This is a genomic window from Aeromicrobium sp., from assembly GCF_047607065.1.
Lineage (GTDB): Bacteria > Actinomycetota > Actinomycetes > Propionibacteriales > Nocardioidaceae > Aeromicrobium.
This window is the reverse complement of sequence record NZ_JASGDU010000034.1, coordinates 34,217-60,538: the sequence shown is the minus strand read 5'-3', so window position 1 is coordinate 60,538 and position 26,322 is coordinate 34,217. Positions and strand designations below refer to the sequence as shown.

Genomic DNA, 26,322 nt, shown 5'->3' with positions numbered 1-26,322 from the left:
GCCCGAGATCATCGTCAATAACGAGAAGCGCATGCTGCAGGAGGCCGTCGACTCGCTGTTCGACAACGGCCGCCGCGGCCGCCCGGTCACTGGGCCGGGCAACCGTCCGCTCAAGTCGTTGAGCGACTTGCTCAAGGGTAAGCAGGGCCGGTTCCGTCAGAACCTGCTCGGCAAGCGCGTCGACTACTCGGGCCGTTCAGTCATCGTCGTCGGCCCGCAGCTCAAGCTGCACCAGTGCGGCCTGCCCAAGCAGATGGCGCTGGAGCTGTTCAAGCCCTTCGTGATGAAGCGGCTCGTGGACCTCAACCACGCGCAGAACATCAAGAGCGCCAAGCGCATGGTCGAGCGCGCCCGCCCGGTCGTGTGGGACGTTCTCGAAGAGGTCATTGCCGAGCACCCCGTGCTGCTCAACCGCGCGCCCACGCTGCACCGTCTGGGCATCCAGGCGTTCGAGCCGCAGCTCATCGAGGGCAAGGCCATCCAGATCCACCCGCTGGTCTGTTCGGCCTTCAACGCCGACTTCGACGGTGACCAGATGGCCGTGCACCTGCCGCTGAGTGCCGAGGCGCAGGCCGAGGCCCGCATCCTCATGCTGTCGACGAACAACATCCTCAAGCCGTCCGACGGCCGTCCGGTCACCATGCCGACGCAGGACATGATTATCGGCCTGTACTTCCTCACCCTGGACCGCGACGGTCATCCGGGCGAGGGCCGGGCGTTCAGCTCGGTGTCCGAGGCGATCATGGCGTTCGACCGCCGCGAGATCACGTTGCAGAGCAAGGTCAAGATCCGCATCGACGGCCAGCTCCGCGAGACGACGCTGGGCCGGGCCATCTTCAACGAGGCGCTGCCGGTCGACTACGAGTTCGTCAACCACCAGGTCGGCAAGAAGGAACTCGGCGTCATCGTCAACGCCCTGGCCGAGCGCTACAGCAAGGTCGACGTGGCCAACGCGCTCGACGCGCTCAAGGACACCGGCTTCCACTGGGCGACTCGCTCGGGCGTGACGATCTCCATGGGCGACGTCGTCAGCCCGCCGGAGAAGCCCGAGATCCTCGCGCGTTTCGAGGACCAGGCTGCCAAGGTCCAGAAGCAGTTCGACAAGGGCCTCATCACTGAGGACGAGCGCCGTCAGGAACTCATCGAGATCTGGACGCAGGCCACCGCCGAGGTGGCCGACAAGATGTCGGACACCTTCCATGCGGACAACCCGATCTACATGATGGTGAACTCCGGAGCCCGCGGCAACATGATGCAGTTGCGTCAGATCGCCGCCATGCGAGGCCTCGTGGCCAACCCGAAGGGCGAGATCATCCCGCGCCCGATCAAGTCGAACTACCGCGAGGGCCTGAGCGTCGTCGAGTACTTCATCGCCACGCACGGTGCCCGTAAGGGCCTGGCCGACACCGCGCTGCGGACCGCCGACTCGGGTTACCTGACGCGCCGGCTGGTTGACGTGTCGCAGGATGTCATCATCCGTGAGACCGACTGCGGCACCGAGCGCGGCCTGCCGAAGGCCATCGCCGAGCGTGCCGAGGACGGCTCGCTGGTGGCGGCCGAGCACGTGGAGACCTCGGTCTACGCGCGCGTTTCGGCGGTCGACATCGTCCATCCCGAGACCGGCGAGGTCCTGATCGGAGCCGGTGAGGACATCGGTGACGACGACATCGACCGTCTTATCAAGGCCGGTGTCGAGACGGTGCGCGTGCGTACCGTCCTGACCTGCGAGGCGGCGGCGGGCAGCTGCGCCAAGTGCTACGGCCGCTCGCTGGCCACCGGCAAGCTCGTGGACATCGGCGAGGCCGTCGGCACCATCGCCGCGCAGTCCATCGGCGAACCCGGCACCCAGCTGACGATGCGGACCTTCCACACCGGCGGTGTGGCCGGTGACGACATCACGCACGGCCTGCCGCGCGTCGTGGAGCTGTTCGAGGCGCGTCAGCCCAAGGGCAAGGCACCGATCACCGAGGTCGCCGGCCGCGTGCAGATCGACGATTCGGAGGCCACGCGCAAGCTCGTCGTCACCCCCGACGACGGCAGCGAGGCCATCGAGTACCCGGTCACCAAGCGTTCGCGCCTGCTGATCGAGGACGGCCAGCGCGTCGAGGTCGGCCAGCAGCTCACGCACGGTACGCCCGATCCGCAGGAGGTCCTGCGCATCCTGGGTGTGCGCCGGGCGCAGGAGCACCTCGTGGACGAGGTCCAGGAGGTCTACCGTAGTCAGGGCGTGGCGATCCACGACAAGCACATCGAGATCATCGTGCGGCAGATGCTGCGCCGGGTCACGGTCATCGAGCAGGGCGATTCGCACCTGATCCCTGGTGACCTGGCCGATCGTGCGGCATTCGAGGCCGAAAACCGTCGGGTGGTCGCCGAGGGCGGCACGCCGGCCTCGGGTCGTCCGGTGCTCATGGGCATCACGAAGGCCTCGCTGGCTGTCGAGTCGTGGCTGTCGGCCGCCTCCTTCCAGGAGACGACCCGTGTGCTCACGGATGCCGCGATCCACGGCAAGTCGGACTCGCTGCGCGGCCTCAAGGAGAACATCATCATCGGCAAGCTCATCCCGGCCGGCACCGGCCTGGAGCGCTACCGCAACATCGCGGTGGAGCCGACCGAGGAGGCCCGTCAGGCGGCCTACGCGGTCGCGGGCTACGACGGCTACGAGTACAACTTCGGCCAGACCGAGGGTGCGGTCGAGGTCGAAGACTTCGATTACACCTCCTACGAGGGCTGATATCTCAGGCCGAAGGGCCTCGGAACCGATGTGTTCCGAGGCCCTTCGGCGTTCCCGTAGCGGCCCGGGATTCGCTGATTTATCGGGTTGTGCGCCGCCTGCCGGTCCCTGAGGCGCCGCGAGGAACGAGCGGCCTCGAAGGGCGCACCTCAGGGACCGGGCCGCAGCACACCACCGCGCGCCGATCCGCGTACGCTGTCAGGTCGGGATCTTGACGCGCGGGGACTCGCGGATGTCGCGGAACATCCAGGTGAGCTTCGGCTCGAAGACCGGCCGGAACAGCCGGGCGACGGGCCGCGTCATCAGCAGATTCGCCAAGACCACGGCGCTGACGATGAGGCCCAGTACGGCCGGTGCGCCGTACGGTTCGAGCCGGACCCACAGGTGATAGTGCCGGTCGAGCCACACGATGACGAAGCCGTGCAGCAGATAGCAGTAGAAGGTCCGCTCGCCTTGCCCGGTGGTCCACGAGCGCCCGCGCGGCACGAGCGAGAGCGCCGCCAGCGTCATCAGCAGGCCGAGTGCCAACAGTCCGGCGCGGATCGCGATGCCCTCGGCGAAGGATGTCTCCAGGTCGGAGTAGCTGAACTTCCACAGCAGCCACGCCTTCGGATGGTCCATCCGGTCGTACGGTAGGAACTGGCACAGGACGAATAGCCCGCCGAGCAGCAGCGACGAGGCGATACGCAGCGGCACGGTGCCCAGGCGCAGGAACCGCTCACGGGTCATGTGCAGGCCGATGACGTAAAACGGCAGCAGCGCGACCGCCTTGTGCGCCGCCAGCACGTTCGGGATGTCGATCAGTCCCGCGCCGAGTGAGATGATGATCGAAGTCGTGATGGGATAGCGCAGTGCCCGCCAGATCGGCGTCGTCAGTCGCCACAGGATGAGAGCCGCCATGAACCAGCCGATCCACTGCGGCGACAGCACCATGAGTTGCGCCGGCTCGCCGGTGTAATGCCGGCTGATGAGTTGCAGGCTCAGTTCGACGATCAGATACGGCACGACCAGGGTGCTGACGATGCGCCGGATCTGCCGGACGTCGCCGACGTAGTGACGTGCCGTGTAGCCGGAGATCAGCACGAAGAACGGCATATGGAAGGCATAGATCCACGTGTACACACCGCGCGCGGAGTCCATGACGACGAACTCGGTGAGGCTGTGCCCGACGACTACCAGCAGCATGACCCAGTAGCGCGCGTTGTCCAGATAGGCCACGCGCGGCTTCGGGGCCGTCGGGCTGACGGGAAGCGGCGCGAGAGCAGTCACCGGACCGACTGTAGTCGTGACGCGGTGAGGTGACATGCTGGATCGCATGACTCGCCAGCCGCGCCGGACGCAGCGGCTGGGTGCGTATGCGGTCGCCTTGCGCGAGGGGGCGCAGGGCCGGGAGTTATTGCTCACCCGCATGTCGTCGCGCGGCTATCCGGCCGGGTATTGGGCGTTGCCCGGCGGCGGCGTTCAGCAGGGCGAGTCGCCCGAGGCTGCGATGTTGCGTGAGGTGTACGAGGAGACCGGGCTGACGGTCGCTGAGCACCGGCTCGTTGCGGTGCATGACCTGCACACCGTGGCCACGGGGCGCGGCGGCGTCTGGGAGGACTACCACGGGGTTCACATCCTCTACGCCTGTCGCGTCGACACGGTGACGCCACCAAGGGTGGTCGAGCAGGACGGTTCGAGTGATCTGGCCGCCTGGATTCCGGTGGCCGACTTGCCCGGCGGGCGACCCCTCCTGCAGGTGGTCGGCTACGTGCTCGGCCGCCTCGACGACTTCGCCTGAGGTGCGAGGAGCGGTCCCTGAGGTGTGAGGCCGCCTGCGGCCGAGCCTCGAAGGGTGCGACGAGCCTCGAAGGGCGAAGCCTGCGGTGGTGGGTCATTTCGAGGTGTGCTGCGCTCGCACCTCAATGACCGGGTTCTGCCTATCCGCGCACGTCCTCAGGCGGCGGGGGTGTAGAAGAGCATCACGTAGTTGCCGCGCGCGGTGATGACGTGCGTGGCCATTGCCTGCGAGCCGTCTGGCGCGGTCGCCGAGAACGTCACGTCGACCTCGTTGAGGCCTTCGTAGGAGTCCGAGCGCACCGCGACGTCCGGCGCGAGTGATTCGACGTAGGAGCGGGCGATCTCGCGGGCCTCTGCGCTGCTCTTGGCCCACAGCGAGACGAAGGCCGGATGGAACGAACTCAGCAGCAGGGTGGTGTCTTCGGGGAGCACCCAGCCGTTGAGCAGCGCGGTGTCCTGCGCCGCCTCGGTGTCCATGGCCGGCCAGATGATGTTGTCGGTCGATGAGTCGGACGGCGTCGTCGCCGAAGCCGACGGATCGGCTCCCTCGGTCGTGACGGGCTGCTCCAGGCGCGGGTCGCTGAGGTCTTCGACGCGGACCTGCATGACCGGCTTGCTCAGGCTCGACGGCGGTGCCACACGGGTCGTGACATCGCCGGGATCGACATCCATGGTGATGAGCAGCTGCCGGTCGTCGTCGGTGACGCCTTCGGCCTGGAGGTGGCAGCCGCGGACACGCTCCTCGACGACGGTGCAATAGCTCGTGAAGTTGCCCGCGTCGATGCCGGCATCGGGCAGCAGTGCCGCGATCTGGCGGACCATATCGCGCACGGTCTCGGTCTGATCGGAGTCGAGCCGGATGAGCGCGGTAGTGATGTCAGCCGGCGGCGGATCCTCCAGCAGCGCGAAGGTGTCGTCGTCGGGGCGGGCGGACTTGGTGATCTCCGGCGGTGTCTCGGCCAGCAGGCCCTCGTCGTTGGACCGGGCCGCCGAGACCGCATCGGAGACGCCCTGGCGAGCCAGCGCCTCGGTCAGTTCGGGTTGGTAGGCCTGCACGAGGCGGTCGCTGCGGTAGCGCGCGAGCGGACCGAGTTGCACCGCACCGTCGGGCACGGTCAGGCCGAAGGCGAGCGGACTTTCCGGGCCGCCCTCGTGGGCGGCGATCTCCGTGGGTGTGGTGGCCGAGTCCGACGTATCGCCGGTGCCCGACGAGCCGATGCCGCAGGACGCGGCCGTACCCAGGGCGACCATGACCGAGACTGTCGTCGCCGCGATGCGCCTCCAGTGCGCCATTGCCACCTCCTGCACCCCGCCGCGGTGAGTCGCGGTCCCCATCAGAACAACCCTAGCGGCCCGCGCCCACACCGGCCGCCGTCGTGGCCGCCCGAGTCGTATCCTCGCAGGAGATTCACTTGCCGCCGAGCGCCCGGAGACCCGCGTGACCCCCTCGACCTTTGCCCCCGAGCGTCCCGAGACGATCTTCACCTATGCGTCGCCGGCCCTGAAGTTCGGTCTCGGCGCGCGTCACGAGTTGGCGTACGAGGTTGCGTCGCTCGGTGCCCGGCGGGTGCTCGTGGTGACCGATCCGGGAGTGCGCGCCGGCGGCCGGGTCGACGAGATCGCCGAGCGGGTGCGAGCTGCGGGCATCGAGACGGTGGTGTTCGACGGCGTCCGGGTCGAGCCGACCGACGAAAGCCTGGAGCGGGCGGTCGCCTTCGCCCGCGCTGAGGGGCCGTTCGACGCTGTCCTGGCTATCGGCGGTGGTTCGAGCATCGACACGGCCAAGGCCGTCAACCTGCTGCTGACCAACGACGGCGAACTGATGGATTACGTCAACCTTCCGGTAGGCCGGGGCCGCGCGCCCGAGCGCGCGCTGCTGCCGCTCATCGCTGTGCCGACCACGACGGGGACCGGCAGCGAGAGCACCACGATCTGTGTGCTCGACGTCATCGCCCAGCAGGTCAAGACCGGTATCTCGCACGCGCTGCTGCGGCCGACGCTGGCCGTCGTCGACCCGGAGTTGACCGTGACCCAGCCCGCCGGGGTCACGGCGGCCTCCGGCATGGACATCCTGTGTCACGCGCTGGAGAGCTACACCGCGCGGCCCTACGTTTCCTACGAGCACAAGGAACCGGCCGAGCGGGTGCCGTACTGCGGGGCGAATCCGATCTCCGATGCCTGGTCCGAGCGCGCGATGTCGCTGCTGGCCGGGGCGTTCCGGACGGCGGTCCGCGAGGGCGACAACCTGGCCGCGCGCGAGCGCATGGCTCTCGCGGCGACCTTCGCGGGCCTCGGCTTCGGCAATGCCGGCGTTCACATCCCGCATGCCAACGCCTATCCCATCGCCGGGCGGGTCGGTCCCTTCGCGCCGGACGGCTACCCGGTTGACCCGCACGCCGATCACGGGCTGGTGCCGCACGGTATGGCGGTCTCGATGACGGCTCCGGCGGCCTTCCGGTTCACCTTCGAGGCCGCCCCCGAGCGGCATCTGCGGGCCGCCGCGCTGCTGGCCCCCGACACGGCCCGGCCGAGCGAGGCGCGCGAGGTGCTTCCGTCGGTCATCACCGCACTCATGCGCGATGTCGGCCTGCCATCGGGGCTGGCCGAGCTGGGGTTCGGCACCGGGGACACCGAGGCGCTGGTGGAGGGCACGCTGAAGCAGCAGCGGCTGCTGGCGACCGCGCCGCGTGAGATCACCCCCGAGGATGTCGCCGACATCTACCGCCGGTCGGCCGAACTCTGGTGAGCGGTCCGTCCGGGCGTCGCACGGCCGCCGACGAGGTGTTCACGCAATTGCGCGAGCGGATCGTCACGGGGGAGCTGGTGCCGGGCGCGCGTCAGTCGATCTACCGCCTCTCCGATGAGTTGGGGGTCTCGCGCACGCCGGTCCGCGAGGCGGTGGTGCGGCTCGCGGACCTCGGTCTGGTGAGCGTCGAGCGCAATCGCGGCATCGTCGTGCAGGGGGTGCGCGCGGAGGACGTGCGCGACGTGTTCGAGCTGCGGCTGTTGCTGGAGGTGCCCGCCGCAGCGGGGGCGGCCGAGCGCGCCGATGCTGATCTGGTGCGGCGGCTGCGCGAGGCTCTGGCGGCGATGCGTGCGGCCGCCGAGGCAGCTGACGACGCGGCCTTCACCCGCCACGACCGCGAGCTGCACGCGGCGCTGGGCGCGGCGCTCGGCAATGCGCGACTGTCGGGGGTGGTGGACCGGCTGCGCGACTCGATCCAGGCGCATGGGGTTTCGACCATCGACCGGACGCGCTCGATGACGATGATCGCCGAGGAACATGCGCCCATCGTGGAGGCGGTGGCCGCTCGGGACCCGGTAGCTGCGGCCGGGGCGATGCGCGAGCACCTGGAGCGGACCGCAGCCCTGCTACTGGAGCAACTGGGGCACGGGGCCGTCCCCTTGCGCGACCTGGGGGCTGTCGGGGAGGCATCCTGTAGCCGAGATCCCTCAGATTCGGTCCTGGGCCGCCAGGGCGAGTAGCATGCTACTCGTGGTGATCCTGGCAGACGATGTCGCGGAGGAGCTGCGGCGACGCGGCGTGAGCGATGTCGACGACTCCGGCACCGCCCGCGCGGTCTACAGCGCCGACGCCTCGCTGTACCGGATTCCTCCACGGGTCGTGGTCCGCCCACGCGACGCCGACGAGGTTCTGGCCGCCCTCGACGCCGCCCGCTCGACCGGCACGTCGATCACCGCTCGCGGCGCGGGGACGTCCGTGGCCGGCAACGCCATCGGGCCGGGCATCGTCCTCGACTTCGCCAAGTACCTCAACCGCGTCCACGAGGTCGACGCCGAGGCGCGCACCGCCCGCGTCGACCCCGGCGTGGTCCACGCCGCGCTGCAGCGCGTGGCCGGCCCCCACGGCCTGCGCTACGGACCCGACCCGTCCACCCATACGCGCTGCACGATCGGCGGCATGATCGGCAACAACGCCTGCGGTAACCGCGCCCTGGGCTACGGCCGCAGCGCCGACAACATCGCCGCGCTCGACGTCGTCACCGGAAGCGGTGAGCGCCTGCGCCTCGGTCGCGACCTGGCGACGCCCGCCTCGGCCGTGCCCGAGCGGCTGCGCGACCTCGCCGGCGAGCACTTGGCGACCATCCGCACCGAGTTCGGCCGCTTCGGCCGCCAGGTCTCCGGGTACAGCCTCGAACACCTGCTGCCGGAGAAGAAGCTCGACGTCGCCTCCTTCCTGGCCGGCACCGAAGGCACCCTCGCGCTCCTGCTGGAGGCGACCGTCGACCTCGTGCCCACGCCGCAGCACATCCACCTCGTCGTCCTCGGCTACGGCTCTATGGCCGAGGCCGCCGACGACGTGCCCGCGATCTTGCCCTTCGGCCCCATCGCCTGCGAAGGACTCGGCGCGCGCATCGTCGAGGCGTTCCGGGCGGCGAAGGGAGACGCGGGAGTCCCGGAGTTCCCGCGCGGCGGCGGTTACCTCTATGTCGAGTTGGCCGGCGACGACCCGGCGGCGCTGGCTGCCGAAGGGCACCGCGTCGTGGCGGCCTCGGCCGCCGGCGCGCACCGCCACGTCACCGACCCGGCCGAGCAGGCCGTCTTCTGGCGCATCCGCGAGGAGGGTGCCGGGCTGTCGGCGCGCGTCTGGGACCGGCCCGCGCTGGCCGGGTGGGAGGACGCCGCAGTGCCGCCGGAGCGGGTCGGCGTCTACCTGCGCGAGTTCGAGGAACTGATGGAGGCCCACGACGTCCACGGAGTGCCCTTCGGGCACTTCGGCGACGGCTGCGTCCACGTGCGGATCGACTTCCCGCTCGATGCCGTCGGCGGGCACTCGATCTACCGCGACTTCATCTTCGATGCCGCCCGCCTGGCCGCCTCGCACGGCGGCTCCTTCTCCGGGGAGCACGGCGACGGCCGCGCCCGCTCGGAGCTGCTGCCGCTCATGTATTCAGGTGACGCGATGGCGCTGTTCGGCGCGGTCAAGGACATCTTCGACCCGGACAACGTGCTCAACCCCGGAGTGCTGGTCGACCCGGACCCCATCGACGCCGCGCTGCGCGGCCAGCACCGCGACTGGGCACCGGGCCTGACCCGCTCGCGCTCCGGCGGCCTGCGGCTCCTGCACGACGAGGGCAGCTTCGGGGCTGCGGTACATCGCTGCACCGGCGTCAGCAAGTGCCTGGCCGACAACCGCAGCTCCGGCGGCGTCATGTGTCCGTCGTTCCAGGCCACGCGCAACGAGAAAGACTCGACCCGAGGCCGCGCCCGCGTGCTGCAGGAGATGGTCGACGGCAACTTCGTCACCGGCGGCTGGCGGGCCCCGGAGGTCCACGACGCGCTCGACCTGTGCCTGGCCTGCAAGGGCTGCCTCAACGACTGTCCGACCGGCATCGACATGGCCGCCTACAAGTCCGAGGTGCTGCACCAGGCGTACCGAGGCCGGTTGCGCCCGCGCAGTCACTACATCCTCGGCAAACTGCCGATGTGGTCCAAGCTGGTTTCGCCGATTGCGTGGCTCGTCAACCTGTCGCTGAAGGTCCCCGGCCTCGTTCATCTGGCTCGCTGGACCGCAGGAGTCGATCAGCGGCGCAGTCTGCCGGCCTTCGCGCGTACGGCCTTCCACAAACAGACCCGCCGCCGGGCGCTCGACCCGGCCCGGCCACGGGTGCTGCTGTGGGCCGACTCCTTCACCGAATACCTCCAGGCCGACGGCGGGCATGCCCTGATCGGTCTGCTGGAGGGTGCCGGCTACGCCGTGGAGACGCTGGCCAAGCCGGCCTGCTGCGGCCTGACCTGGATCACCACCGGCCAGCTCGACACGGCCCGCCAGCGGATCGGCGATGCCGTCGAGACCCTGCACCCCTACGTCGCCGCCGGGATTCCGGTCGTCGGCATCGAGCCGTCGTGTACGGCCGTGTTGCGCTCGGACGCGGTCGAACTGCTCGACGACCCGCGCGCGGCCGAGGTCGCCGCCGGGGTCTTCACCGCCGCCGAACTGCTGGCGCGCACCGACGGTTACGAGCCTCCGGACCTGACCGGCATGACCGTCGTCGTGCAGCCGCACTGTCACCACGCCTCGGTTATGGGCTTCGAGGCCGATCTGGCACTGCTGGCGCGCACCGGCGCGGACGTCCGGCGGCTCGCGGGCTGCTGCGGCCTGGCGGGTAACTTCGGTGTCGAGAAGGGGCACTACGAGGTGTCGGTGGCGGTCGCCGAGCAGCAGCTCTTGCCCGCCATACGCCAGGCCCCCGACAATGCTGTGGTCGTGGCCGATGGATTCTCCTGCCGGACCCAACTCGACGACCTCGCGGGCGTAGGTGCGGTCACCCTCGCTCAACTGCTGGAGGAGAAATAGCCCATGGACTACGCCATCGAACTCGGGCTGGCGATGAAGCGGTACACCGAACTCGCCGACGCGGCTTTCGGCGACGAGCCGGTGCCGACCTGCCCGGGGTGGACCTTCGACGACCTGACGTTCCACCTCGGCTCGGTCCACCGCTGGGCTGCGGCGATCCTGCTCAGCGGCCTGCGCCTGGAGGACCCGCGCGGGGTCTTTATGACCGATCCGCCCGCCGAGTGGTACGCCGACACGGCCGCAGCGCTGCTGGAGGTCATCCGGGCGGTTCCGTCGGACGAGCCGACGCCGAACTTCTCGCGGGTCCACGAGACGGCTGCGTTCTGGCCGCGGCGGCAGATGCACGAGACGACCGTGCACACCATCGACGCCTGCCTGGCGCTCGGCCTGGGGGTCGAAGGCTGGCCCATCGTCCCGGCCTTGGCGGCCGACGGCGTGGACGAGGTGCTGAGCGTGTTCTTCGCGCGCATGACCGCACGCGGGCAGCGGCCGCACCTGAACGGACGGGTCCGCGTGCGGGCCACCGATACCGGCAAGACGTGGGTGCTGGGCGAGGCGCCCGATGCATTGCGCACGCCGATCCTGCTGTTCGCCGGACCCGGTGCCGACGCCGACGCGGAGATCTGCGGCACCGCCGCCGAGTTGTACCTCGGCCTGTGGGGACGCATCGACGCGGCCAGTCTCACCACCGACGGCGTCGCCGCGCGCCAGCTCCTGCGCGGCCCGCTCGTTCCCTGAGGCGGTGTCGACGATGCGCCGATAGGCCCGTCGGCTGAGGTACGCCCTGTGCGGCCGCTCGTTCCTCGCGGCACCTCAGGACCCGCGAGGAAGGAGCGAGCGTCGAGGGACGGCCGGCCGGATTCGGCCGCGTTTTGACCCCCTCCGCCGCAGCGGGTAGTCTGGTGCGCTGTGTCTGGACCCTCCAGGCCCGATGCACGCATCCTGTCGTCCCCGCGTCGTCCGGATCGGATCCAACCAGGGGTTCTCCTCCCTCGGGTGGCGATGGCGAGTGCATCAGAAGTCGAGACTTTCTCACGGTCGAGAAGAAGGATGTCGTAGTGCCCACGATTAATCAGTTGGTCCGCAAGGGCCGCCAGTCCAAGGTGGTCAAGACCAACACCCCAGCCCTCAAGGGCTCCCCGCAGCGTCGTGGAGTGTGCACCCGCGTGTACACCACGACCCCGAAGAAGCCGAACTCGGCGCTCCGTAAGGTCGCGCGTGTGAAGCTCTCCAGCGGTACCGAGGTCACTGCCTACATTCCCGGTGAGGGTCACAATCTCCAGGAGCACTCCATCGTGCTCGTGCGCGGTGGTCGTGTGAAGGACCTCCCCGGCGTCCGGTACAAGATCGTCCGCGGCTCGCTCGACACCCAGGGCGTCAAGGGCCGCAAGCAGGCCCGCAGCCGTTACGGCGCGAAGAAGGAGAAGAGCTGATGCCTCGTAAAGGCCCCGCGCCGAAGCGCATTCCCGAGACCGATCCGGTCTACAACAACCAGCTCGTCACGCAGTTGATCAACAAGATCCTCGTCGACGGCAAGAAGCAGACCGCCCAGCGCATCGTCTACACGGCGCTGGAAGGCACCCGCGAGAAGACCGGCACCGATCCGGTCATCACCCTCAAGCGTGCGCTCGACAACGTCAAGCCCGCCCTCGAGGTCAAGAGCCGCCGTGTCGGCGGTGCCACCTACCAGGTGCCGATCGAGGTGCGTCCGGCCCGCCAGACGACCCTCGCGCTGCGCTGGCTCACCAAGTACGCCAGCGAGCGCCGCGAGAAGACCATGGCCGAGCGTCTCCAGAACGAGATCCTCGACGCCAGCAACGGTCTGGGCGGCGCGGTCAAGAAGCGCGAGGACACCCACAAGATGGCCGAGGCCAACCGCGCCTTCGCCCACTACCGCTGGTAACAGCCGGTCTACCGACTCTTCCCACAACTCACGAGAGAACTCACGTAGTGGCAACCGATATCACCACGGACCTCAACCGGGTCCGCAACATCGGCATCATGGCGCACATCGATGCCGGCAAGACCACCACCACCGAGCGCATCCTCTTCTACACCGGCATCACCTACAAGATCGGTGAGGTCCACGACGGTGGCGCGACGATGGACTGGATGGAGCAGGAGCAGGAGCGCGGTATCACCATCACGTCGGCCGCGACGACCTGCTGGTGGAAGAACCACCAGATCAACATCATCGACACCCCCGGTCACGTCGACTTCACGGTCGAGGTCGAGCGCAGCTTGCGTGTCCTCGACGGCGCTGTCGCGGTGTTCGACGGCGTTGCCGGTGTCGAGCCGCAGTCCGAGACCGTGTGGCGTCAGGCCGACAAGTACGGCGTGCCGCGCATGTGCTTCGTCAACAAGCTCGACCGCACGGGTGCGTCCTTCGACTTCTGCGTCAAGACGATCCGCGAGCGGCTCGGTGCGACGCCGCTCGTCCTGCAGCTGCCGATCGGTGCCGAGGGCGATTTCGTGGGCATCGTCGACTTGGTGGAGATGAAGGCGAAGGTCTGGCGCGGCGAGACCCAGATGGGTGAGGACTACGAGATCGAGGACATCCCCGCCGATCTCGCCGATGCCGCCGCCGAGGCGCGCGAGGCCCTGCTGGAGACGCTCTCGGACGTCGACGACGACATCGCGATGCTCTACCTCGAGGGTGAAGACATCAGCGTCACCGACCTCAAGGCCGCGATCCGTCGCGCCACCTTGTCGACCCAGCTCAACCCGGTGCTGTGCGGCACGGCGTTCAAGAACAAGGGCGTCCAGCCCCTGCTCGACGCCGTCGTCGACTACTTGCCCAGCCCCATCGACGTGGGCGAGGTCAAGGGTCACAGCGCCAAGGACGAGTCGGTCGAGGACACCCGCGAGCCGTCCGACGAGGCACCGTTCGCCGGCCTGGCGTTCAAGATCGCTGCGGACCCGCACCTGGGCAAGCTGACCTTCGTGCGCGTCTACTCCGGTCGCCTGGAGGCGGGCACCCAGGTGCTCAATGTCACCAAGGGCCGTAAGGAGCGCATCGGCAAGGTCTACCAGATGCACGCCAACAAGCGTGAGGAGATCGCGTCGGTCGGTGCCGGTCAGATCGTGGCCGTCATGGGCCTCAAGGACACCACCACGGGCGAGACACTGGCCGACGCCGGAAAACCGATCGTGCTGGAGTCGATGACCTTCCCCGATCCGGTCATCCAGGTGGCCATCGAGCCGAAGACCAAGAGCGATCAGGAGAAGCTCGGCGTCGCCATCCAGCGTCTCGCCGAAGAGGACCCGACCTTCCAGGTGCATACCGACGAGGAGACGGGCCAGACCATCATCGCCGGCATGGGCGAGCTGCACCTCGACATCCTGGTCGACCGCATGAAGCGCGAGTTCCGCGTCGAGGCCAACGTCGGCAAGCCGCAGGTGGCCTACCGCGAGACCATCAAGCGCGAGGTCAAGGGCCACTCGTACACGCACAAGAAGCAGACCGGCGGTTCGGGTCAGTTCGCCAAGGTCATCATCGGCATCGCGCCCACGGGGCCGGTTGTCGGTGGTGAGGGCGGCTACGAGTTCGTCAACGAGGTCACGGGTGGTCGCGTGCCGCGCGAGTACATTCCCTCGGTCGACGCCGGTGCGCAGGACGCGATGCAGTTCGGCGTCCTCGCGGGCTACCCGATGGTCGACGTGCGGGTGACGCTGGAAGACGGTGCCTACCACGACGTCGACTCCTCCGAGCTCGCGTTCAAGCTGGCCGGCTCGATGGCCTTCAAGGAGGCCGCGCGCAAGGCCGATCCGGTCCTGCTCGAGCCGATGTTCGCCGTCGAGGTCACGACGCCCGAGGACTACATGGGTGACGTGATCGGCGACCTGAACTCGCGCCGCGGTCAGGTGCAGGCGATGGAGGAGGGCTTCGGCGGTGCCAAGCTCGTCAAGGCCCTCGTCCCGCTCTCGGAGATGTTCGGCTACGTCGGCGACCTGCGGTCTAAGACCTCCGGTCGCGCCTCGTACTCGATGCAGTTTGACTCTTACGCCGAGGTTCCCAAGGCCGTCGCGGAAGAGATCATCAAGAAGGCCCGCGGCGAGTAACAGCGGTCCATCGCATAAGGTGGCCTGAGGTTTCCCACGCGGGACCCGACGGCCTTCATAGTCAGCACGTCATCACAACAGGAGGAGCCCCCAGTGGCTAAGGCGAAGTTCGAGCGGACCAAGCCGCACATGAACATCGGCACCATCGGTCACATCGACCACGGCAAGACGACCTTGACCGCGGCGATCACCAAGGTGTTGCACGATGCATACCCCGATCTGAACGACGACTACGCGTTCGATCAGATCGACAAGGCGCCCGAAGAGCGTCAGCGTGGTATCACGATCTCGATCTCGCACGTCGAGTACCAGACCGAGAACCGCCACTACGCGCACGTTGACTGCCCCGGCCACGCCGACTACGTCAAGAACATGATTACCGGTGCGGCACAGATGGACGGCGCGATCCTCGTGGTCGCCGCCACGGACGGCCCGATGCCCCAGACGCGCGAGCACGTGCTGCTCGCCCGTCAGGTCGGCGTGCCGTCGATCGTCGTCGCGCTCAACAAGTGCGACATGGTCGACGACGAGGAGATCCTCGAGCTCGTCGAGATGGAGGTCCGCGAGTTGCTCAGCGACCAGGAGTTCGACGGCGACAACGCCCCGATCGTCCGCGTCGCCGCTCACCCGGCCCTGCAGGGTGACGAGAAGTGGGGCAAGTCGGTCCTCGAACTCATGGCTGCGGTCGACGAGTACATCCCGCTGCCGCCGCGTGAGACGGACAAGCCGTTCCTCATGCCGGTCGAGGACGTCTTCACGATCACCGGTCGCGGAACCGTCATCACCGGTCGTATCGAGCGCGGCGTCGTGAAGGTCAACGACACCGTCGACATCGTGGGCATCCGCGAGACGAAGCAGACCACCACGGTCACGGGCATCGAGATGTTCCGCAAGCTTCTCGACGAGGGCCAGGCGGGCGAGAACGTCGGCCTCCTGCTCCGCGGTACGAAGCGTGAGGACGTCGAGCGCGGCCAGGTCGTCATCGCCCCGGGCACCACGACCCCGCACACGGAGTTCGAGGGCCAGGCGTACATCCTGTCCAAGGAGGAGGGCGGTCGTCACACGCCGTTCTTCAACAACTACCGTCCGCAGTTCTACTTCCGCACCACGGACGTCACCGGCGTCGTCACGCTGCCCGAGGGCACGGAGATGGTCATGCCTGGCGACAACACCGAGATGAAGGTCGAGCTGATCCAGCCGATCGCCATGGAGGAGGGCCTGCGTTTCGCCATCCGCGAGGGCGGCCGTACCGTCGGTGCCGGCCGGGTCACCAAGATCATCAAGTGATCTGCTGACTCAGCACTGCTGAACGATGCCCCCGCCGCCCTCAGGGCAGCGGGGGCATCGTCGTTGCCGGTGGACACCTCAGCCAGCCGACCTATCTGCGGAACCTCCTATTCGGCGGCGTCCTTGCCGGGGCCGCGACCGCGGGCGACCCGTTTGGCGAGCTTGGCCCCGGGGACCGCGCCGAGCGGCATCAGGGCACCGTCGATGATGCCGGCGATGCGCTCGGCGGACTCGCGCGCGACCCGCACGTCCTGCTGGGTGTCGGGGACCGTGGTCAGCAGAGCGCGGACATCGTCCAGCAGGCCCTTTTCGATCTCGGCGTTCACGGCTTCAAGGACCGGCCGGGCCGCGCGCAAGGTGGCGATGGCCTCGTCGAGCAGCGTCTCAATCTTCTCGGCGAATCGCGCGGAACCGGCGATAGAGGAGGCCGCCAGGCCGAGCGGGCCTCGCGGGCCGGACTTGTCGGGGGTCGAGGGATTCGTGCGCTTCGCCATGACGGACACGCTAGCGCCTCCGGCCGTAGGCGGGCACAATGACAAGGCCACGGGAACGGTTGTCGTAGGCGTCCTTTTGGCGGACGACGCCTGGTCGTGCTCCGAGGATCGCCCTACGGTGGCGCTATGGGGCACGACCACGGACATGGCAGCGTCGGCGCGGCGCATCGCGGCAGGCTCGCGGTCGTCCTGGCGATGTCGCTGACGGTGCTCGTCGTCGAGGCGGTGGTGGCGCTGCTCACCGGCAGCCTCGCCCTGCTGGCAGACGCGGCTCACCTGCTCGGCGATTCGTTCGGATTGGTGCTGGCGCTGGCGGCGATCACGGTCGCCCAGCGCGGGGGAGCACCCGGTTCGCGGCGCACCTTCGGCTATCACCGCACCGAGATCTTGGCTGCGGGCCTCAACGGACTGGCACTGATCGGGCTGTGCGTCTGGATCGTCGTCGGTGCCGTGCGCCGCCTCGGTGCGCCGGAGCCGCTGGAGGCCTGGCCGGTGCTGGTCGCCGGCGCGGTTGGCCTGGCGGTCAATGTCGCCGGTCTGCTGATCCTGCGCGAGGGTGCCGGCGAGAGCCTCAACGTGCGCGGTGCCTATTTGGAGGTGCTCGGCGATGCCGCAGGGTCGGCTGCGGTCATCGTCTCGTCGCTGGTCGTCCTCGGCACCGGCTGGGTGCGCGCCGATGCGGTCGCGTCACTGGTCATTGCCCTACTGGTGGCCCCGCGAGCGGTGAGCCTGCTGCGTGACGTGGCTGGGGTGCTCATGGAGTCGGCACCGTCCGACATGGACCTGGCTGAACTGCGCCGGCATCTGTGCGAGGTGCCGGGGGTCGTCGACGTCCACGACCTGCACGTCTGGACCATTACCTCGGGCATGCCGGTGATGAGCGCGCACATCGTCGTGGAGGACTCCATCGAACGCATGGGGCAGGCGCACGAGGTCCTGGACCGGCTGCGGGTGTGCCTAGCCGAGCACTTCGACGTGGAGCATTCGACCCTGCAACTGGAACCCCGCGGCCACGCCGACTCCGAAGCCAGCCTCCACGTCTAGATCGGTGCGCTTGAGGCTCCGGCCGCAAGTGGCCTACGCGCCTCAGCCAGCACCTACCCGCGCATGTTCTCGTCGGGGGTTCTCATGGGGGTGCCGAGGCGAGCGTCGGTACGCTCGCTTTGTGGTGAACGGGAGCGGGCGGCCGCGGCGTGGGGTCGTCGCCGTCGCGGCCGGATGTGGCGCGGTGATCCTGCTCGCCACGGCCGGATGGCTGTGGAGCCAGAGCGGGCGGGTGCAGTCCGCGACGCCGTGGCAGAGCGCGTTGCCGGGCCAGGTGTCGACGCTCGGTTCCGGTGACGTCCAGGGGGTCGACAGTCTTGCCGATCCGGCCTGGGTGGCGCAGACCGCCTCGGCGACCGGCATCCCGTCGCGGGCGCTGGCCTCGTACGCGGGCGCGACGCTGGCCGTGGCCAAGACGCACCCGGACTGCGGGCTGTCGTGGACGACGCTCGCGGCTATCGGCTACGTCGAGTCCGAACACGGCACGATCTACGGCGGCAAGATCGACAGTGACGGGGTGGCGAGGCCGCAGGTCGTCGGGGTCGCCCTCAACGGTGCGGGTGTGGCCGGCATTGCCGACACCGACGGCGGCGAGGTCGATGGCGACCCGCAGTGGGACCGGGCGGTCGGTCCGATGCAGTTCATCCCGTCGACGTGGGAGTCCTACGCCCAGGACGGCGACCTTGACCAGATGGCCGACATCCACGACCTCGACGATGCCGCGCTGGCGGCGGCGGTCTACCTGTGCCAGGTGGGCGGCGATCTGACGGTGGCGTCGAACTGGATCGCCGCAGTGAGCGCCTACAACGTGTCGGTGGAATACAACAACCGGGTGGTCGCCGCAGCCGACCACTACGCCTCCCTCGCCGATTGAGCAAGCAAGACCTGCCGAGACTGGCTGTCGGCCGCAGAAGAAGGTGCTGGCCGGTGCCGGGGTGCAGCAGCCCGGCACCAGCCAGCGGTCAGTGGCGGCCGAAGCCGCGTCCGCTCTTGCGGCCCAGCAACCCCGCGTCGGTCATGCGACTCAACAGGGGCGGTGGCGCGTAGAGCGGTTCCTTGTGCTCGGCATACATCGACTCGGCGATGGCCTGAACGGTGTCGAGGCCGATGAGGTCGGCCAGCTCCAGCGGACCCATGGGGTGCCCGCAGCCCAGCCGCATGCCCGCGTCGATGTCCTCGGCCGAGGCGTAGCCCGACTCCAGCATCCGGATTGCCGACAGCAGGTAGGGGATCAGCAGCGAGTTCACGACGAAGCCCGCCCGGTCTTGAGCGTCGATGACGCTCTTGCCGAGCTGGTCGGTGGCGAACGAGCGGACCCGCTCGACCACCTCGGGACGGGTCGCGAGCGTCGTGATGACCTCCACGACCGGCATGACCGGTACGGGATTGAAAAAGTGCAGCCCCACGACCCGCTCGGGTGCGCCCGTGGCCGCAGCCAGCTTCATAATCGGGATGGAGGAGGTGTTGGTGGCGAGAATCGCCTTCGGGTTGGTCAGCACCCGGTTCACCGAACTCAGCACGGCGATCTTCGCGTCGGCGTCCTCCACGATCGCCTCGATCACGAGCTGTCGGTCGGCGCAGGCCGCGAGATCGGTCGAGACCCCGATGCGCTCGATGGTGGCGCGCCGCTCGGCGTCCTCCAGCTTGCCGCGGCGCACGGCCCGGTCGAGCGAGCCGTCGATCCGGGCGAGGGCGCGCCGGCCGCCCTCGCCGTCGGACTCGACGACCACGACCTCGGCACCGGCACGCGCACAGACCTCGGCGATCCCCGCGCCCATCTGCCCGCCGCCGATCACCGCGACGCGGTCGATCGTCATGCTGCTACCGCGATCTTGACCAGGTGCTTCTCGTAGGCCTCGATCGTGAGGAACTCCGGCAACTCGCGGCCGAGGCAGCCGTGCCGCACCAGCTCGCGCAGGGTGTCGACCCGCGCGGCGGGCAGGTCCTGCGCCTTGGCCTCCTTCGCCAGCTCGGCCTCCAGCACCTGGGCGATGAAGAACGGTGTGACGAGCTGGCCCTCGGCGGTCCTGGTGCCGTGCTGCGACCACTGCCACAGCTGGCACCGCGAGATCTCGGCCGTCGCGGCGTCCTCCATCAGCCCGTCCAGGCCGACCGCGCCGAGGCCGTCGAGCCAGGCGTTGACGTACCGGATCAGCACCGACACGTTGGCCCGCACGCCCTCAGAGGTGACCCGACCGGGGGTCGAGGCGATGTCCAACAGCTCGTCGGCACTCACCAACACGTCGTCGCGCAGCCGGTCGAGCTGATTCGGCTTCTCGCCGAACACCGCCGTGAAGGCGTCGACGCACGTCTGCACCAGGCCCGGGTGAGCGACCCACGAGCCGTCGAAGCCGTCGCCGGCCTCGCGGTCCTTGTCGGCCTTGACCTTGGCCAGGGCCGCGACGTTCGCCTCGGGATCCTTGGACGGGATGACCGCCGCCATGCCGCCGATCGCATGCGCGCCCCGCCTGTGGCAGGTCGACACCAGCAGTTCGGTGTAGGCGCGCATGAACGGCACCGTCATCGTCACGTCGACCCGGTCGGGGAAGACGTTGCGCGGATCGACGCCGACGTTCTTGATCGCGCTGAAGATGTAGTCCCAGCGCCCGGCGTTCAGCCCGGCCATGTGGTCGCGCAGTTCGTAGAGGATCTCCTCCATGCGGAAGGCCGCCGGAAGGGTCTCGATCAGCACTGTGGCGCGGATCGTGCCGTGCGGCAGTCCGTACCAGCGCTCGGCCAGCGTGAAGACCTCGTCCCACCAGCGCGCCTCGAGATGACTCTCCAGCTTGGGCAGGTAGAAATAGGGACCGGTGCCCTGAGCGACCAGGCGCCGTGCATTGTGGTGCATGTAGAGCGCGAAGTCGAACAGGGCACCGGCGACGGGCCGGCCGCAGATGAGCACATGGCGCTCCTCCAGGTGCAGACCGCGTGGCCGCACGATGATGGTGGCGAGCCCCGGACCGTTGCCCGGCTCCTCGCGCAGCTCGTACCGCTTGCCGTTCTCCTCGTGGGAGATCACTCGGCTGACGGCATCGTGCAGGTTGATCTGGCCCTCGACGACGTTGCGCCACGTCGGCGACGTCGCGTCCTCGAAGTCGGCCAGCCAGCAGCGGGCGCCGGAGTTCAGGGCGTTGATCGTCATCTTGCGATCGACCGGACCGGTGATCTCGACGCGCCGGTCCTCCAGGCCGGGGCCCGCCCCGGCGACGCGCCACGAGGAGTCCTCGCGGATCGCGGCGGTCTCGGGGCTGAACGCGAACGCCTCGGCCGGGTCGCGCCGCTCGCGCAGGGCGAGCAGTTCGCGCCGCCGCTCGTCGAAGCGGACGTGCAGCATGCGCACGAAGCCGAGCGCCCCGTCGGACAGGATCTCGCCGTCGCGTTCCCCGACGGGTCCGAGGAACGCCATGTCGGCTCGGGTGACGGCCATCAGAACTTGCCCTCCCCGAACTGTGCAGCCTCGGTCGAACCCGCCAGCGCGGTGGTCGAGGAGGCGGGGTTGACGGTCGTACTGATCGCGTCGAAGTAGCCCGTGCCGGCCTCGCGCTGGTGGCGGGTGGCGGTGTAGCCGCGCTCCTCGTCGCCGAACTCGCGCTCCTGCAGCTCCACGTACGCGCTCATGCCGGTGCGGGCGTAGCCGTGGGCCAGGTCGAACATCGAGTGGTTGAGCGCGTGGAAGCCGGCCAGGGTGATGAACTGGAAGGTGTAGCCCATCGCGCCAAGCTCGCGCTGGAACTTCGCGATCGTGTCGTCGTCGAGGTGTTTCTTCCAGTTGAACGACGGCGAGCAGTTGTAGGCGAGCAGCTGGTCCGGGTGCTCCTTCTTGATGGCCTCGGCGTACTGACGGGCCAGCTCCAGATCGGGCTCGGAGGTCTCCATCCACAGTAGGTCGGCGTACTCGGCGTAGGCGATGCCGCGGTCGATGCACGGCTCGATGCCGCCCGTGACCTCGTAGAAGCCCTCCGAGGTGCGTCCTCCGGTCAGGAACCTGCGGTCACGCTCGTCGACGTCGCTGGTCAGCAGGGTCGCGGCCTGGGCGTCGGTGCGCGCGATGACGACCGAGGGGACGCCCGCGACGTCGGCGGCGAGGCGTGCGGCGTTGAGCGTACGGACGTGCTGCTGGGTGGGGATTAGCACCTTGCCGCCGAGGTGTCCGCACTTCTTCTCGCTGGCGAGCTGGTCCTCCCAGTGCACGCCCGCGGCACCGGCGGCGATCATGCCCTTCATCAGCTCGTAGGCGTTGAGCGGACCGCCGAAGCCGGCCTCGGCATCGGCGACGATCGGCGCGAGCCAGTCGCGCGTGACCTCGCCTTCGGCGTGCTCGAGCTGGTCGGCGCGCAGCAGCGCGTTGTTGATGCGGCGCACGACGGCCGGCACCGAGTTGGCCGGGTAGAGGCTCTGGTCGGGGTAGGTGTGACCGGCGAGGTTGGCGTCGGCGGCGACCTGCCAGCCCGACAGGTAGATGGCCTTCAGGCCGGCGCGGACCTGTTGCACGGCCTGGTTGCCGGTCAGCGCGCCGAGCGCGTTGACGTAGTCGACGCCCTCGACCTGGCCGGTGACGAGATCCCACAGCTTGCGCGAGCCGAGGTCGGCCAGCGTGTGGGCCTCCTGCACCGTGCCACGCAGGCGTACGACGTCGGCACCGGTGTAGTCACGCTTGACGCCTCTCCAGCGCGGGTCGGTGGCCCACTGCTGGTCGAGCTGCTCGGCGGTCGGTGCCACGGTCGGGGACGTGGTGCTCATGTGAATCTCCTCGAAGGGGAACGGGATTGTTCTCCACTAGGACACACGATGCACTGACCAGCGTAAACAGGCGCAGTCGGCGAGATTCTGACAATCACATCGACCCATTTTGCGAAGATTGCGAACCTTCGGCATTGCGAAATCGGCGTACCCTCGACGTCATGGAGAAGGTGTACGCCGGGACGCGCCTGCGCCGGCTGCGCGAGGAGCGCGGGCTGACGCAGGTCGAGCTGGCCCGCATCCTGGCCATCTCGCCGAGCTATCTCAACCAGATCGAGCACGACACCCGTCCGCTCACCGTCACGGTGCTGGTGAGGCTGGCCGAGGTGTTCGGCATCGATCCGACCTTCTTCGCCCCGCGCGACACGGCCCGGCAGCTCGCCGAACTGCGTGAGGCCCTGCCCGAGGCCGCGGGCGGGCAGGCCGTCCCGCTGAGCGACCTGCAGCAGGTGGCGGCCTCGATGCCGGAGATCGCCGATGCCGTGGTCAACTTGCACCGCCGGTACCGCGACGCCCTGACCCACCTGGAGTCGGTCACCGACTCGCGCACCGAGTCGCCCGCGCTGATGCCGCACGAGCACGTACGCGACTTCTTCTACCGCCGGCAGAACTACGTCGACGTGCTCGACCGGGCGGCCGAGGGACTCGCGAAGGAGATCGGCACGCGCCGGGGCGAGGTGCGCCGTCACCTGCGCCGTCACCTGGAGGAGGCCCACGGCATCCGGGTCGAGTCCGCTCCGGCGGAGGGTGTCGACACCCACACGTACTCGGAGACCGAGCGGGTCCTGCGCCTGTCGAGCGACCTGCGCCCCGGCCAGCAGGCCTACCGGATGGCCACCCAGCTGGCCTATCTGGAGGCCGACGACCTGATCGAGCAGGTGCTCGGCGAGGAGACCTGGCCCGACGACACGACACGGTCCCTGGCGCGGATCGGCCTGGCCAACCACTTCGCCGGGGCCCTGATCCTGCCCTACACGCCGTTCTTCCGCGCCGCCGAGCGGATGCGCTACGACGTCGAGGTGCTGGCCGAGTACTTCGGGGTCGGCTACGAGACGATCGCCCACCGGCTCAGCACGCTGCAACGGCCCCATATGCGTGGTGTTCCGTTCATTTTCGTGCGGGTCGACAAGGCCGGCAACATCTCCAAACGGCAGTCGGCGACCGGCTTCCACTTCTCCCGCAGCGGCGGAACCTGCCCGCTGTGGAACGTCTACGACGCCTTCGCCTCACCGGGGCGGGTCGACGTGCAGGTCGCCGAGATGCCCGACGGGCAGCGCTACCTGTGGGTCGCGCGCACGGTCACGCGGCGGCGCGGTGGTTACGGCAACGCGGCCAAGACCTTCGTCATCGGGCTGGGCTGTGAGCTGCGGCAGGCCGGTCGCATGGCCTACAGCAAGGGTCTGGATCTGACGACTCCCGACGCCGTGCCGATCGGTCCTGGCTGTCGTACCTGTGACCGACCGCGATGCCCCCAGCGGGCGGCCCCGCCGATCGGCCGGCCGCTCCTCGTCGACGAGAGCCGCGGCAGCTTCGCCCCTTACCCGCTGACGCCGACGATCCCGTAGACGAGCAGGCCCGCCGCTCTAGCTGATATCATCAGTCATATAGCGAGGGAGGGAGTGTGCGATGGCAGTGACGAGCGTGGATCTGGACCCGCAGTTGATCGAACGCGCTCGTGCCCTCACCGGGGAGAAATCCAACCGCGCCGTGCTGGACTTGGCGCTGCGCCGGCTGATCGCCGCCAAGCAGAAGGGCGCGATGATCGACGGTATCGCCGAGTTGTCCGGCCTGCCTGCCGGACTCGACGCGCCCGCCGACTCGTGACCGACTACCTGGTCGACAACTCCGTCTGGGCGAGGCTCGCCACCGGCGACTCGGCGATCACCGCGCGGCTGCGGCGCATCGAGCGCGCGCCGGCGGACCTGTTCGTCACCTGTCCGCCGCAGGTACTGGAGTTCTGCCACAGCGCCCGCACGCCGACCGAGCATGCCCGCTATCGGGAGCAGATCTCCTTGGGCTTCCCGCTGGAGCACGCCCCCGACGAATCGCTCGTCCTGGACGTGCAGGCCGCGCTGTGGCGCGCCGGACTCGTGCGCGCGGCCGGCGCTGCCGACATCCTCATCGCCGGGTACGCCCTCGTGAACGACGCGACCGTGTTGACGGCGGACCACGACTTCGACCACATCGCGCAGGTCACGGACCTGCGGCACGAGTACGTCGCGCCGTCGGGTCAGGCTCCGTCGATCTCGTAGACGCTCTTATCCGCGAGCGGGAAGCGCAGCCACGAGACCATCTGGCGCAGTTGGTCGTAGGCGGTGAGCCGTGCCTCATCGCTGTCGGCGGCCTCGGCGGCCTGGATGGGTTCCCACAGCCGGTGCACCATGACCGGACCGATCTCCAGCAGTCAGCCGCTACCCGACGTCGCGTACTTCGACAGGACGTAGCGGGCCAGCGCGCCGACCGGGATGTCGGTGCCCGCGCTGAGTCCGCAACGGGTCCAGCGGGGCATACAGGGCGACGTCGGCCTTGAGGTTCGCGTCGGGGTCGTCCTCGAGCCACGGCCCGGTCCACGCCGTCAACTCGATGGTCGGATCGACTTCGTGGCTCGTCATCGGGTCACTGTGCCACAGGTATCGGCGGGTGACGGCGAAGCCTGGCTGTCAGATCTTCGCCGATTCGCGGCCTGACGCAGGCGTGGTCTCCTGCGTCACGGTGGTCTCGAGACGAGGAGGAAGACATGACCGATCATGCCGTCGACGCGCCGGCTCGCGGAGGCGCGCCGGATGTTGATCTGCGGGGAGCTGTTCGACGTGGCGTGGGCGCGCACCGTGGGGCTGGTCGGGGAGGTGGTCGGTGCCGGGGAGGCCCTCGGCCGCGCTCAGGAACTCGGTCGGGTGATCGCGGCTCGGTCGCCGGTAGCCGTCGCGGCGGCCCAGGCCTTCACGCGCGGGCGGTCGGCCGCGTGCGCTGCCGAGTCCGGCCAGTACCGTGAAGGCCGTGCAGCCTTCCTCGCGGGGAGAAGACCGATCTTCCCGCTGACCTCTCAGGAGTATGCGCATGAGCTGGACGACCCCCGACCTGTGTGACGAACTGGGCGAGGCTGCCCGTGTCCTCCCCCTGCCGTTCATCGACTACGGCGGCCGCGAGGTGTTCGACGGCCCGGTGCGTACGGCCCGCTGTCCGCAGGACAACTCCCGCGTCAAGGAGTTGCTGGCGACGCCCGGCGAGGGCCATGTGCTCGTGGTCGACGGAGGAGAGTCGCTCGCTGTCGCGTTGCTGGGCGACCTCATCGCCGGCGGCGCGGTCGAGCAGGGATGGGCCGGCGTGGTGATCGCCGGGGCTGTGCGCGACGTCGAGGTGTTGCGCACGCTCGATCTCGGCGTGCGCGCCCTCGGATCGACCCCGCGCCGCTCGAACCGTCAGGGTCGTGGCGAGGCCGGCGTGCCGGTGACGGTCGGCGGCGTCACCATCACACCGGGCGACCACCTCTACGCCGACGCCACCGGCCTGATCGTCACCACGCCGTAGCCGCGTCGCGCGCCCAGTGTCGGCGGACATTCGCCGGTATTCCGGCCTGTGGGGGCCGCCGCGCACAGGAAACTAGATATGGGGGTTACATGGATGTGATTTCCCCTATATAGTGACTTGCGCGTTGGTTCGGCCGGTCATCCAGAGCGGTCGTCGTAAGAGGGAACCCGGTGCGAATCCGGGACTGCCCCGCAGCGGTGAGTGGGAACGACCTCCGTCATCAGCACTGGGTCTTCGGATCTGGGAAGCGACGGACAGTAGGCGGCCGGTGGCCAGGCCCGCGAGTCCGAAGACCTGCCGACGCATCGCCGCGAACGCACAGCACACGACGAGTT

Annotated in this window: 23 protein-coding genes, 1 pseudogene and 1 riboswitch; of the genes and pseudogenes, 17 read left to right on the top strand and 7 right to left on the bottom strand. The window is 69.0% G+C overall.

Annotated features, from left to right (window positions below):
- On the top strand, positions 1-2,734 hold a 2,734-nt coding region (rpoC, locus tag QM597_RS05045), incomplete at its 5' end, for a DNA-directed RNA polymerase subunit beta' (RefSeq protein ID WP_415003781.1).
- A gap of 198 nt (positions 2,735-2,932) precedes the next feature.
- On the opposite strand, the gene QM597_RS05040 is transcribed toward rpoC, so the two are convergent.
- A complete protein-coding gene (locus QM597_RS05040) occupies positions 2,933-4,003 on the bottom strand; it encodes an acyltransferase family protein (protein WP_415003780.1) in 1,071 nt (356 codons plus the stop codon).
- A gap of 46 nt (positions 4,004-4,049) precedes the next feature.
- On the opposite strand from QM597_RS05040, the gene QM597_RS05035 reads away from it, so the two are divergent.
- Positions 4,050-4,514 carry an NUDIX hydrolase gene (locus tag QM597_RS05035; protein ID WP_415003779.1) on the top strand — a complete coding sequence of 155 codons (465 nt, stop codon included), beginning with the start codon at positions 4,050-4,052 and terminating at the stop codon, positions 4,512-4,514.
- A gap of 155 nt (positions 4,515-4,669) precedes the next feature.
- Here the strand turns inward: QM597_RS05035 and QM597_RS05030 are convergent, their stop codons facing one another.
- Complete coding sequence (locus QM597_RS05030) at positions 4,670-5,848, bottom strand: hypothetical protein (protein WP_415003778.1); 1,179 nt, start codon at positions 5,846-5,848, stop codon at positions 4,670-4,672.
- A 103-nt stretch (positions 5,849-5,951) separates the two neighbouring features.
- Here QM597_RS05030 and QM597_RS05025 point away from each other — a divergent pair, with 103 nt between their 5' ends.
- From QM597_RS05025 to tuf, 8 genes are all read left to right on the top strand, one after another.
- A complete protein-coding gene (locus QM597_RS05025; RefSeq protein WP_415003777.1) occupies positions 5,952-7,259 on the top strand; it encodes a hydroxyacid-oxoacid transhydrogenase in 1,308 nt (435 codons plus the stop codon).
- The gene (locus QM597_RS05020; protein ID WP_415003776.1) at positions 7,256-7,999 is read left to right on the top strand and encodes a GntR family transcriptional regulator; all 744 of its coding nucleotides are present in this window, start codon (positions 7,256-7,258) and stop codon (positions 7,997-7,999) included. Before QM597_RS05025 ends, QM597_RS05020 begins: the two co-directional genes overlap by 4 nt.
- A 1-nt stretch (position 8,000) precedes the next feature.
- The gene (locus QM597_RS05015) at positions 8,001-10,832 is read left to right on the top strand and encodes an FAD-binding and (Fe-S)-binding domain-containing protein (protein WP_415003775.1); all 2,832 of its coding nucleotides are present in this window, start codon (positions 8,001-8,003) and stop codon (positions 10,830-10,832) included.
- Between the two features lie 3 nt (positions 10,833-10,835).
- Positions 10,836-11,570 (top strand): maleylpyruvate isomerase family mycothiol-dependent enzyme, encoded by a 735-nt coding sequence (locus tag QM597_RS05010; protein WP_415003774.1) that lies wholly within the window; start codon positions 10,836-10,838, stop codon positions 11,568-11,570.
- A gap of 320 nt (positions 11,571-11,890) precedes the next feature.
- On the top strand, positions 11,891-12,265 hold the full coding sequence (gene rpsL, locus QM597_RS05005; RefSeq protein ID WP_023647029.1) for a 30S ribosomal protein S12: 375 nt from the start codon (positions 11,891-11,893) through the stop codon (positions 12,263-12,265).
- Positions 12,265-12,735 carry a 30S ribosomal protein S7 gene (gene rpsG, locus QM597_RS05000; protein WP_415003773.1) on the top strand — a complete coding sequence of 157 codons (471 nt, stop codon included), beginning with the start codon at positions 12,265-12,267 and terminating at the stop codon, positions 12,733-12,735. Before rpsL ends, rpsG begins: the two co-directional genes overlap by 1 nt.
- A gap of 47 nt (positions 12,736-12,782) precedes the next feature.
- Entirely contained in the window at positions 12,783-14,894 is a 2,112-nt protein-coding gene (fusA, locus tag QM597_RS04995; RefSeq protein ID WP_415003772.1) for an elongation factor G, read from the top strand.
- Positions 14,895-14,987: 93 nt separating this feature from the next.
- A complete protein-coding gene (gene tuf, locus QM597_RS04990) occupies positions 14,988-16,181 on the top strand; it encodes an elongation factor Tu (protein ID WP_415003771.1) in 1,194 nt (397 codons plus the stop codon).
- 107 nt (positions 16,182-16,288) lie between these two features.
- On the opposite strand, the gene QM597_RS04985 is transcribed toward tuf, so the two are convergent.
- Positions 16,289-16,675, bottom strand: a complete 387-nt coding sequence (locus QM597_RS04985) for a hypothetical protein (RefSeq protein WP_415003770.1) — start codon at positions 16,673-16,675, stop codon at positions 16,289-16,291.
- A gap of 126 nt (positions 16,676-16,801) precedes the next feature.
- On the opposite strand from QM597_RS04985, the gene QM597_RS04980 reads away from it, so the two are divergent.
- Both QM597_RS04980 and QM597_RS04975 read left to right on the top strand, forming a co-directional pair.
- Positions 16,802-17,719 carry a cation diffusion facilitator family transporter gene (locus QM597_RS04980; protein WP_415003769.1) on the top strand — a complete coding sequence of 306 codons (918 nt, stop codon included), beginning with the start codon at positions 16,802-16,804 and terminating at the stop codon, positions 17,717-17,719.
- A gap of 121 nt (positions 17,720-17,840) precedes the next feature.
- Complete coding sequence (locus QM597_RS04975; RefSeq protein ID WP_415003768.1) at positions 17,841-18,593, top strand: lytic murein transglycosylase; 753 nt, start codon at positions 17,841-17,843, stop codon at positions 18,591-18,593.
- A gap of 88 nt (positions 18,594-18,681) precedes the next feature.
- Here QM597_RS04975 and QM597_RS04970 read toward each other — a convergent pair whose 3' ends face one another.
- Genes QM597_RS04970 through aceA form a run of 3 tightly spaced genes read right to left on the bottom strand, consistent with a single transcriptional unit; the run spans position 18,682 to position 22,438 of the window.
- The gene (locus QM597_RS04970; protein WP_415003767.1) at positions 18,682-19,536 is read right to left on the bottom strand and encodes a 3-hydroxybutyryl-CoA dehydrogenase; all 855 of its coding nucleotides are present in this window, start codon (positions 19,534-19,536) and stop codon (positions 18,682-18,684) included.
- Complete coding sequence (gene aceB / locus QM597_RS04965) at positions 19,533-21,146, bottom strand: malate synthase A (protein WP_415003766.1); 1,614 nt, start codon at positions 21,144-21,146, stop codon at positions 19,533-19,535. The genes QM597_RS04970 and aceB overlap by 4 nt, the downstream gene beginning before the upstream one ends.
- Entirely contained in the window at positions 21,146-22,438 is a 1,293-nt protein-coding gene (aceA, locus tag QM597_RS04960) for an isocitrate lyase (RefSeq protein ID WP_415003782.1), read from the bottom strand. The genes aceB and aceA overlap by 1 nt, the downstream gene beginning before the upstream one ends.
- A 182-nt stretch (positions 22,439-22,620) precedes the next feature.
- On the opposite strand from aceA, the gene QM597_RS04955 reads away from it, so the two are divergent.
- The 3 genes from QM597_RS04955 (at position 22,621) to QM597_RS04945 (ending at position 24,711) form a co-directional block, all read left to right on the top strand.
- The gene (locus QM597_RS04955) at positions 22,621-24,024 is read left to right on the top strand and encodes a short-chain fatty acyl-CoA regulator family protein (RefSeq protein WP_415003765.1); all 1,404 of its coding nucleotides are present in this window, start codon (positions 22,621-22,623) and stop codon (positions 24,022-24,024) included.
- 61 nt (positions 24,025-24,085) lie between these two features.
- Positions 24,086-24,283: a type II toxin-antitoxin system VapB family antitoxin gene (locus QM597_RS04950; protein ID WP_415003764.1), complete on the top strand. Its 198-nt coding sequence runs from the start codon at positions 24,086-24,088 to the stop codon at positions 24,281-24,283.
- Positions 24,280-24,711 carry a PIN domain-containing protein gene (locus tag QM597_RS04945; protein WP_415003763.1) on the top strand — a complete coding sequence of 144 codons (432 nt, stop codon included), beginning with the start codon at positions 24,280-24,282 and terminating at the stop codon, positions 24,709-24,711. The genes QM597_RS04950 and QM597_RS04945 overlap by 4 nt, the downstream gene beginning before the upstream one ends.
- On the opposite strand, the pseudogene QM597_RS04940 reads toward QM597_RS04945, so the two are convergent.
- Positions 24,690-25,071 (bottom strand): annotated as a pseudogene (locus QM597_RS04940) (DUF6027 family protein). The gene QM597_RS04945 and the pseudogene QM597_RS04940 sit on opposite strands and share 22 nt — an antisense overlap.
- Positions 25,072-25,206: 135 nt before the next feature.
- On the opposite strand from QM597_RS04940, the gene QM597_RS04935 reads away from it, so the two are divergent.
- Together QM597_RS04935 and rraA are read left to right on the top strand one after the other, a co-directional pair.
- A complete protein-coding gene (locus QM597_RS04935) occupies positions 25,207-25,545 on the top strand; it encodes a hypothetical protein (protein ID WP_415003762.1) in 339 nt (112 codons plus the stop codon).
- Positions 25,517-25,987: a ribonuclease E activity regulator RraA gene (gene rraA / locus QM597_RS04930; protein ID WP_415003761.1), complete on the top strand. Its 471-nt coding sequence runs from the start codon at positions 25,517-25,519 to the stop codon at positions 25,985-25,987. Before QM597_RS04935 ends, rraA begins: the two co-directional genes overlap by 29 nt.
- 108 nt (positions 25,988-26,095) lie before the next feature.
- Positions 26,096-26,304: riboswitch (cobalamin riboswitch) on the top strand.
- Positions 26,305-26,322: the final 18 nt, after the last annotated feature.

Bases quoted from the DNA above. Each gene is read 5' to 3' on its own strand.
- QM597_RS05035 (WP_415003779.1), top strand. From the start codon at position 4,050: ATGACTCGCCAGCCGCGCCGGACGCAGCGGCTGGGTGCGTATGCGGTC.
- QM597_RS05030 (WP_415003778.1), bottom strand. From the start codon at position 5,848: ATGGGGACCGCGACTCACCGCGGCGGGGTGCAGGAGGTGGCAATGGCG.
- QM597_RS05015 (WP_415003775.1), top strand. From the start codon at position 8,001: ATGCTACTCGTGGTGATCCTGGCAGACGATGTCGCGGAGGAGCTGCGG.
- QM597_RS05010 (WP_415003774.1), top strand. From the start codon at position 10,836: ATGGACTACGCCATCGAACTCGGGCTGGCGATGAAGCGGTACACCGAA.
- rpsG (WP_415003773.1), top strand. From the start codon at position 12,265: ATGCCTCGTAAAGGCCCCGCGCCGAAGCGCATTCCCGAGACCGATCCG.
- QM597_RS04985 (WP_415003770.1), bottom strand. From the start codon at position 16,675: ATGGCGAAGCGCACGAATCCCTCGACCCCCGACAAGTCCGGCCCGCGA.
- QM597_RS04980 (WP_415003769.1), top strand. From the start codon at position 16,802: ATGGGGCACGACCACGGACATGGCAGCGTCGGCGCGGCGCATCGCGGC.
- QM597_RS04970 (WP_415003767.1), bottom strand. From the start codon at position 19,536: ATGACGATCGACCGCGTCGCGGTGATCGGCGGCGGGCAGATGGGCGCG.
- aceB (WP_415003766.1), bottom strand. From the start codon at position 21,146: ATGGCCGTCACCCGAGCCGACATGGCGTTCCTCGGACCCGTCGGGGAA.
- QM597_RS04955 (WP_415003765.1), top strand. From the start codon at position 22,621: ATGGAGAAGGTGTACGCCGGGACGCGCCTGCGCCGGCTGCGCGAGGAG.
- QM597_RS04950 (WP_415003764.1), top strand. From the start codon at position 24,086: ATGGCAGTGACGAGCGTGGATCTGGACCCGCAGTTGATCGAACGCGCT.
- QM597_RS04935 (WP_415003762.1), top strand. From the start codon at position 25,207: ATGCCGTCGACGCGCCGGCTCGCGGAGGCGCGCCGGATGTTGATCTGC.
- rraA (WP_415003761.1), top strand. From the start codon at position 25,517: ATGAGCTGGACGACCCCCGACCTGTGTGACGAACTGGGCGAGGCTGCC.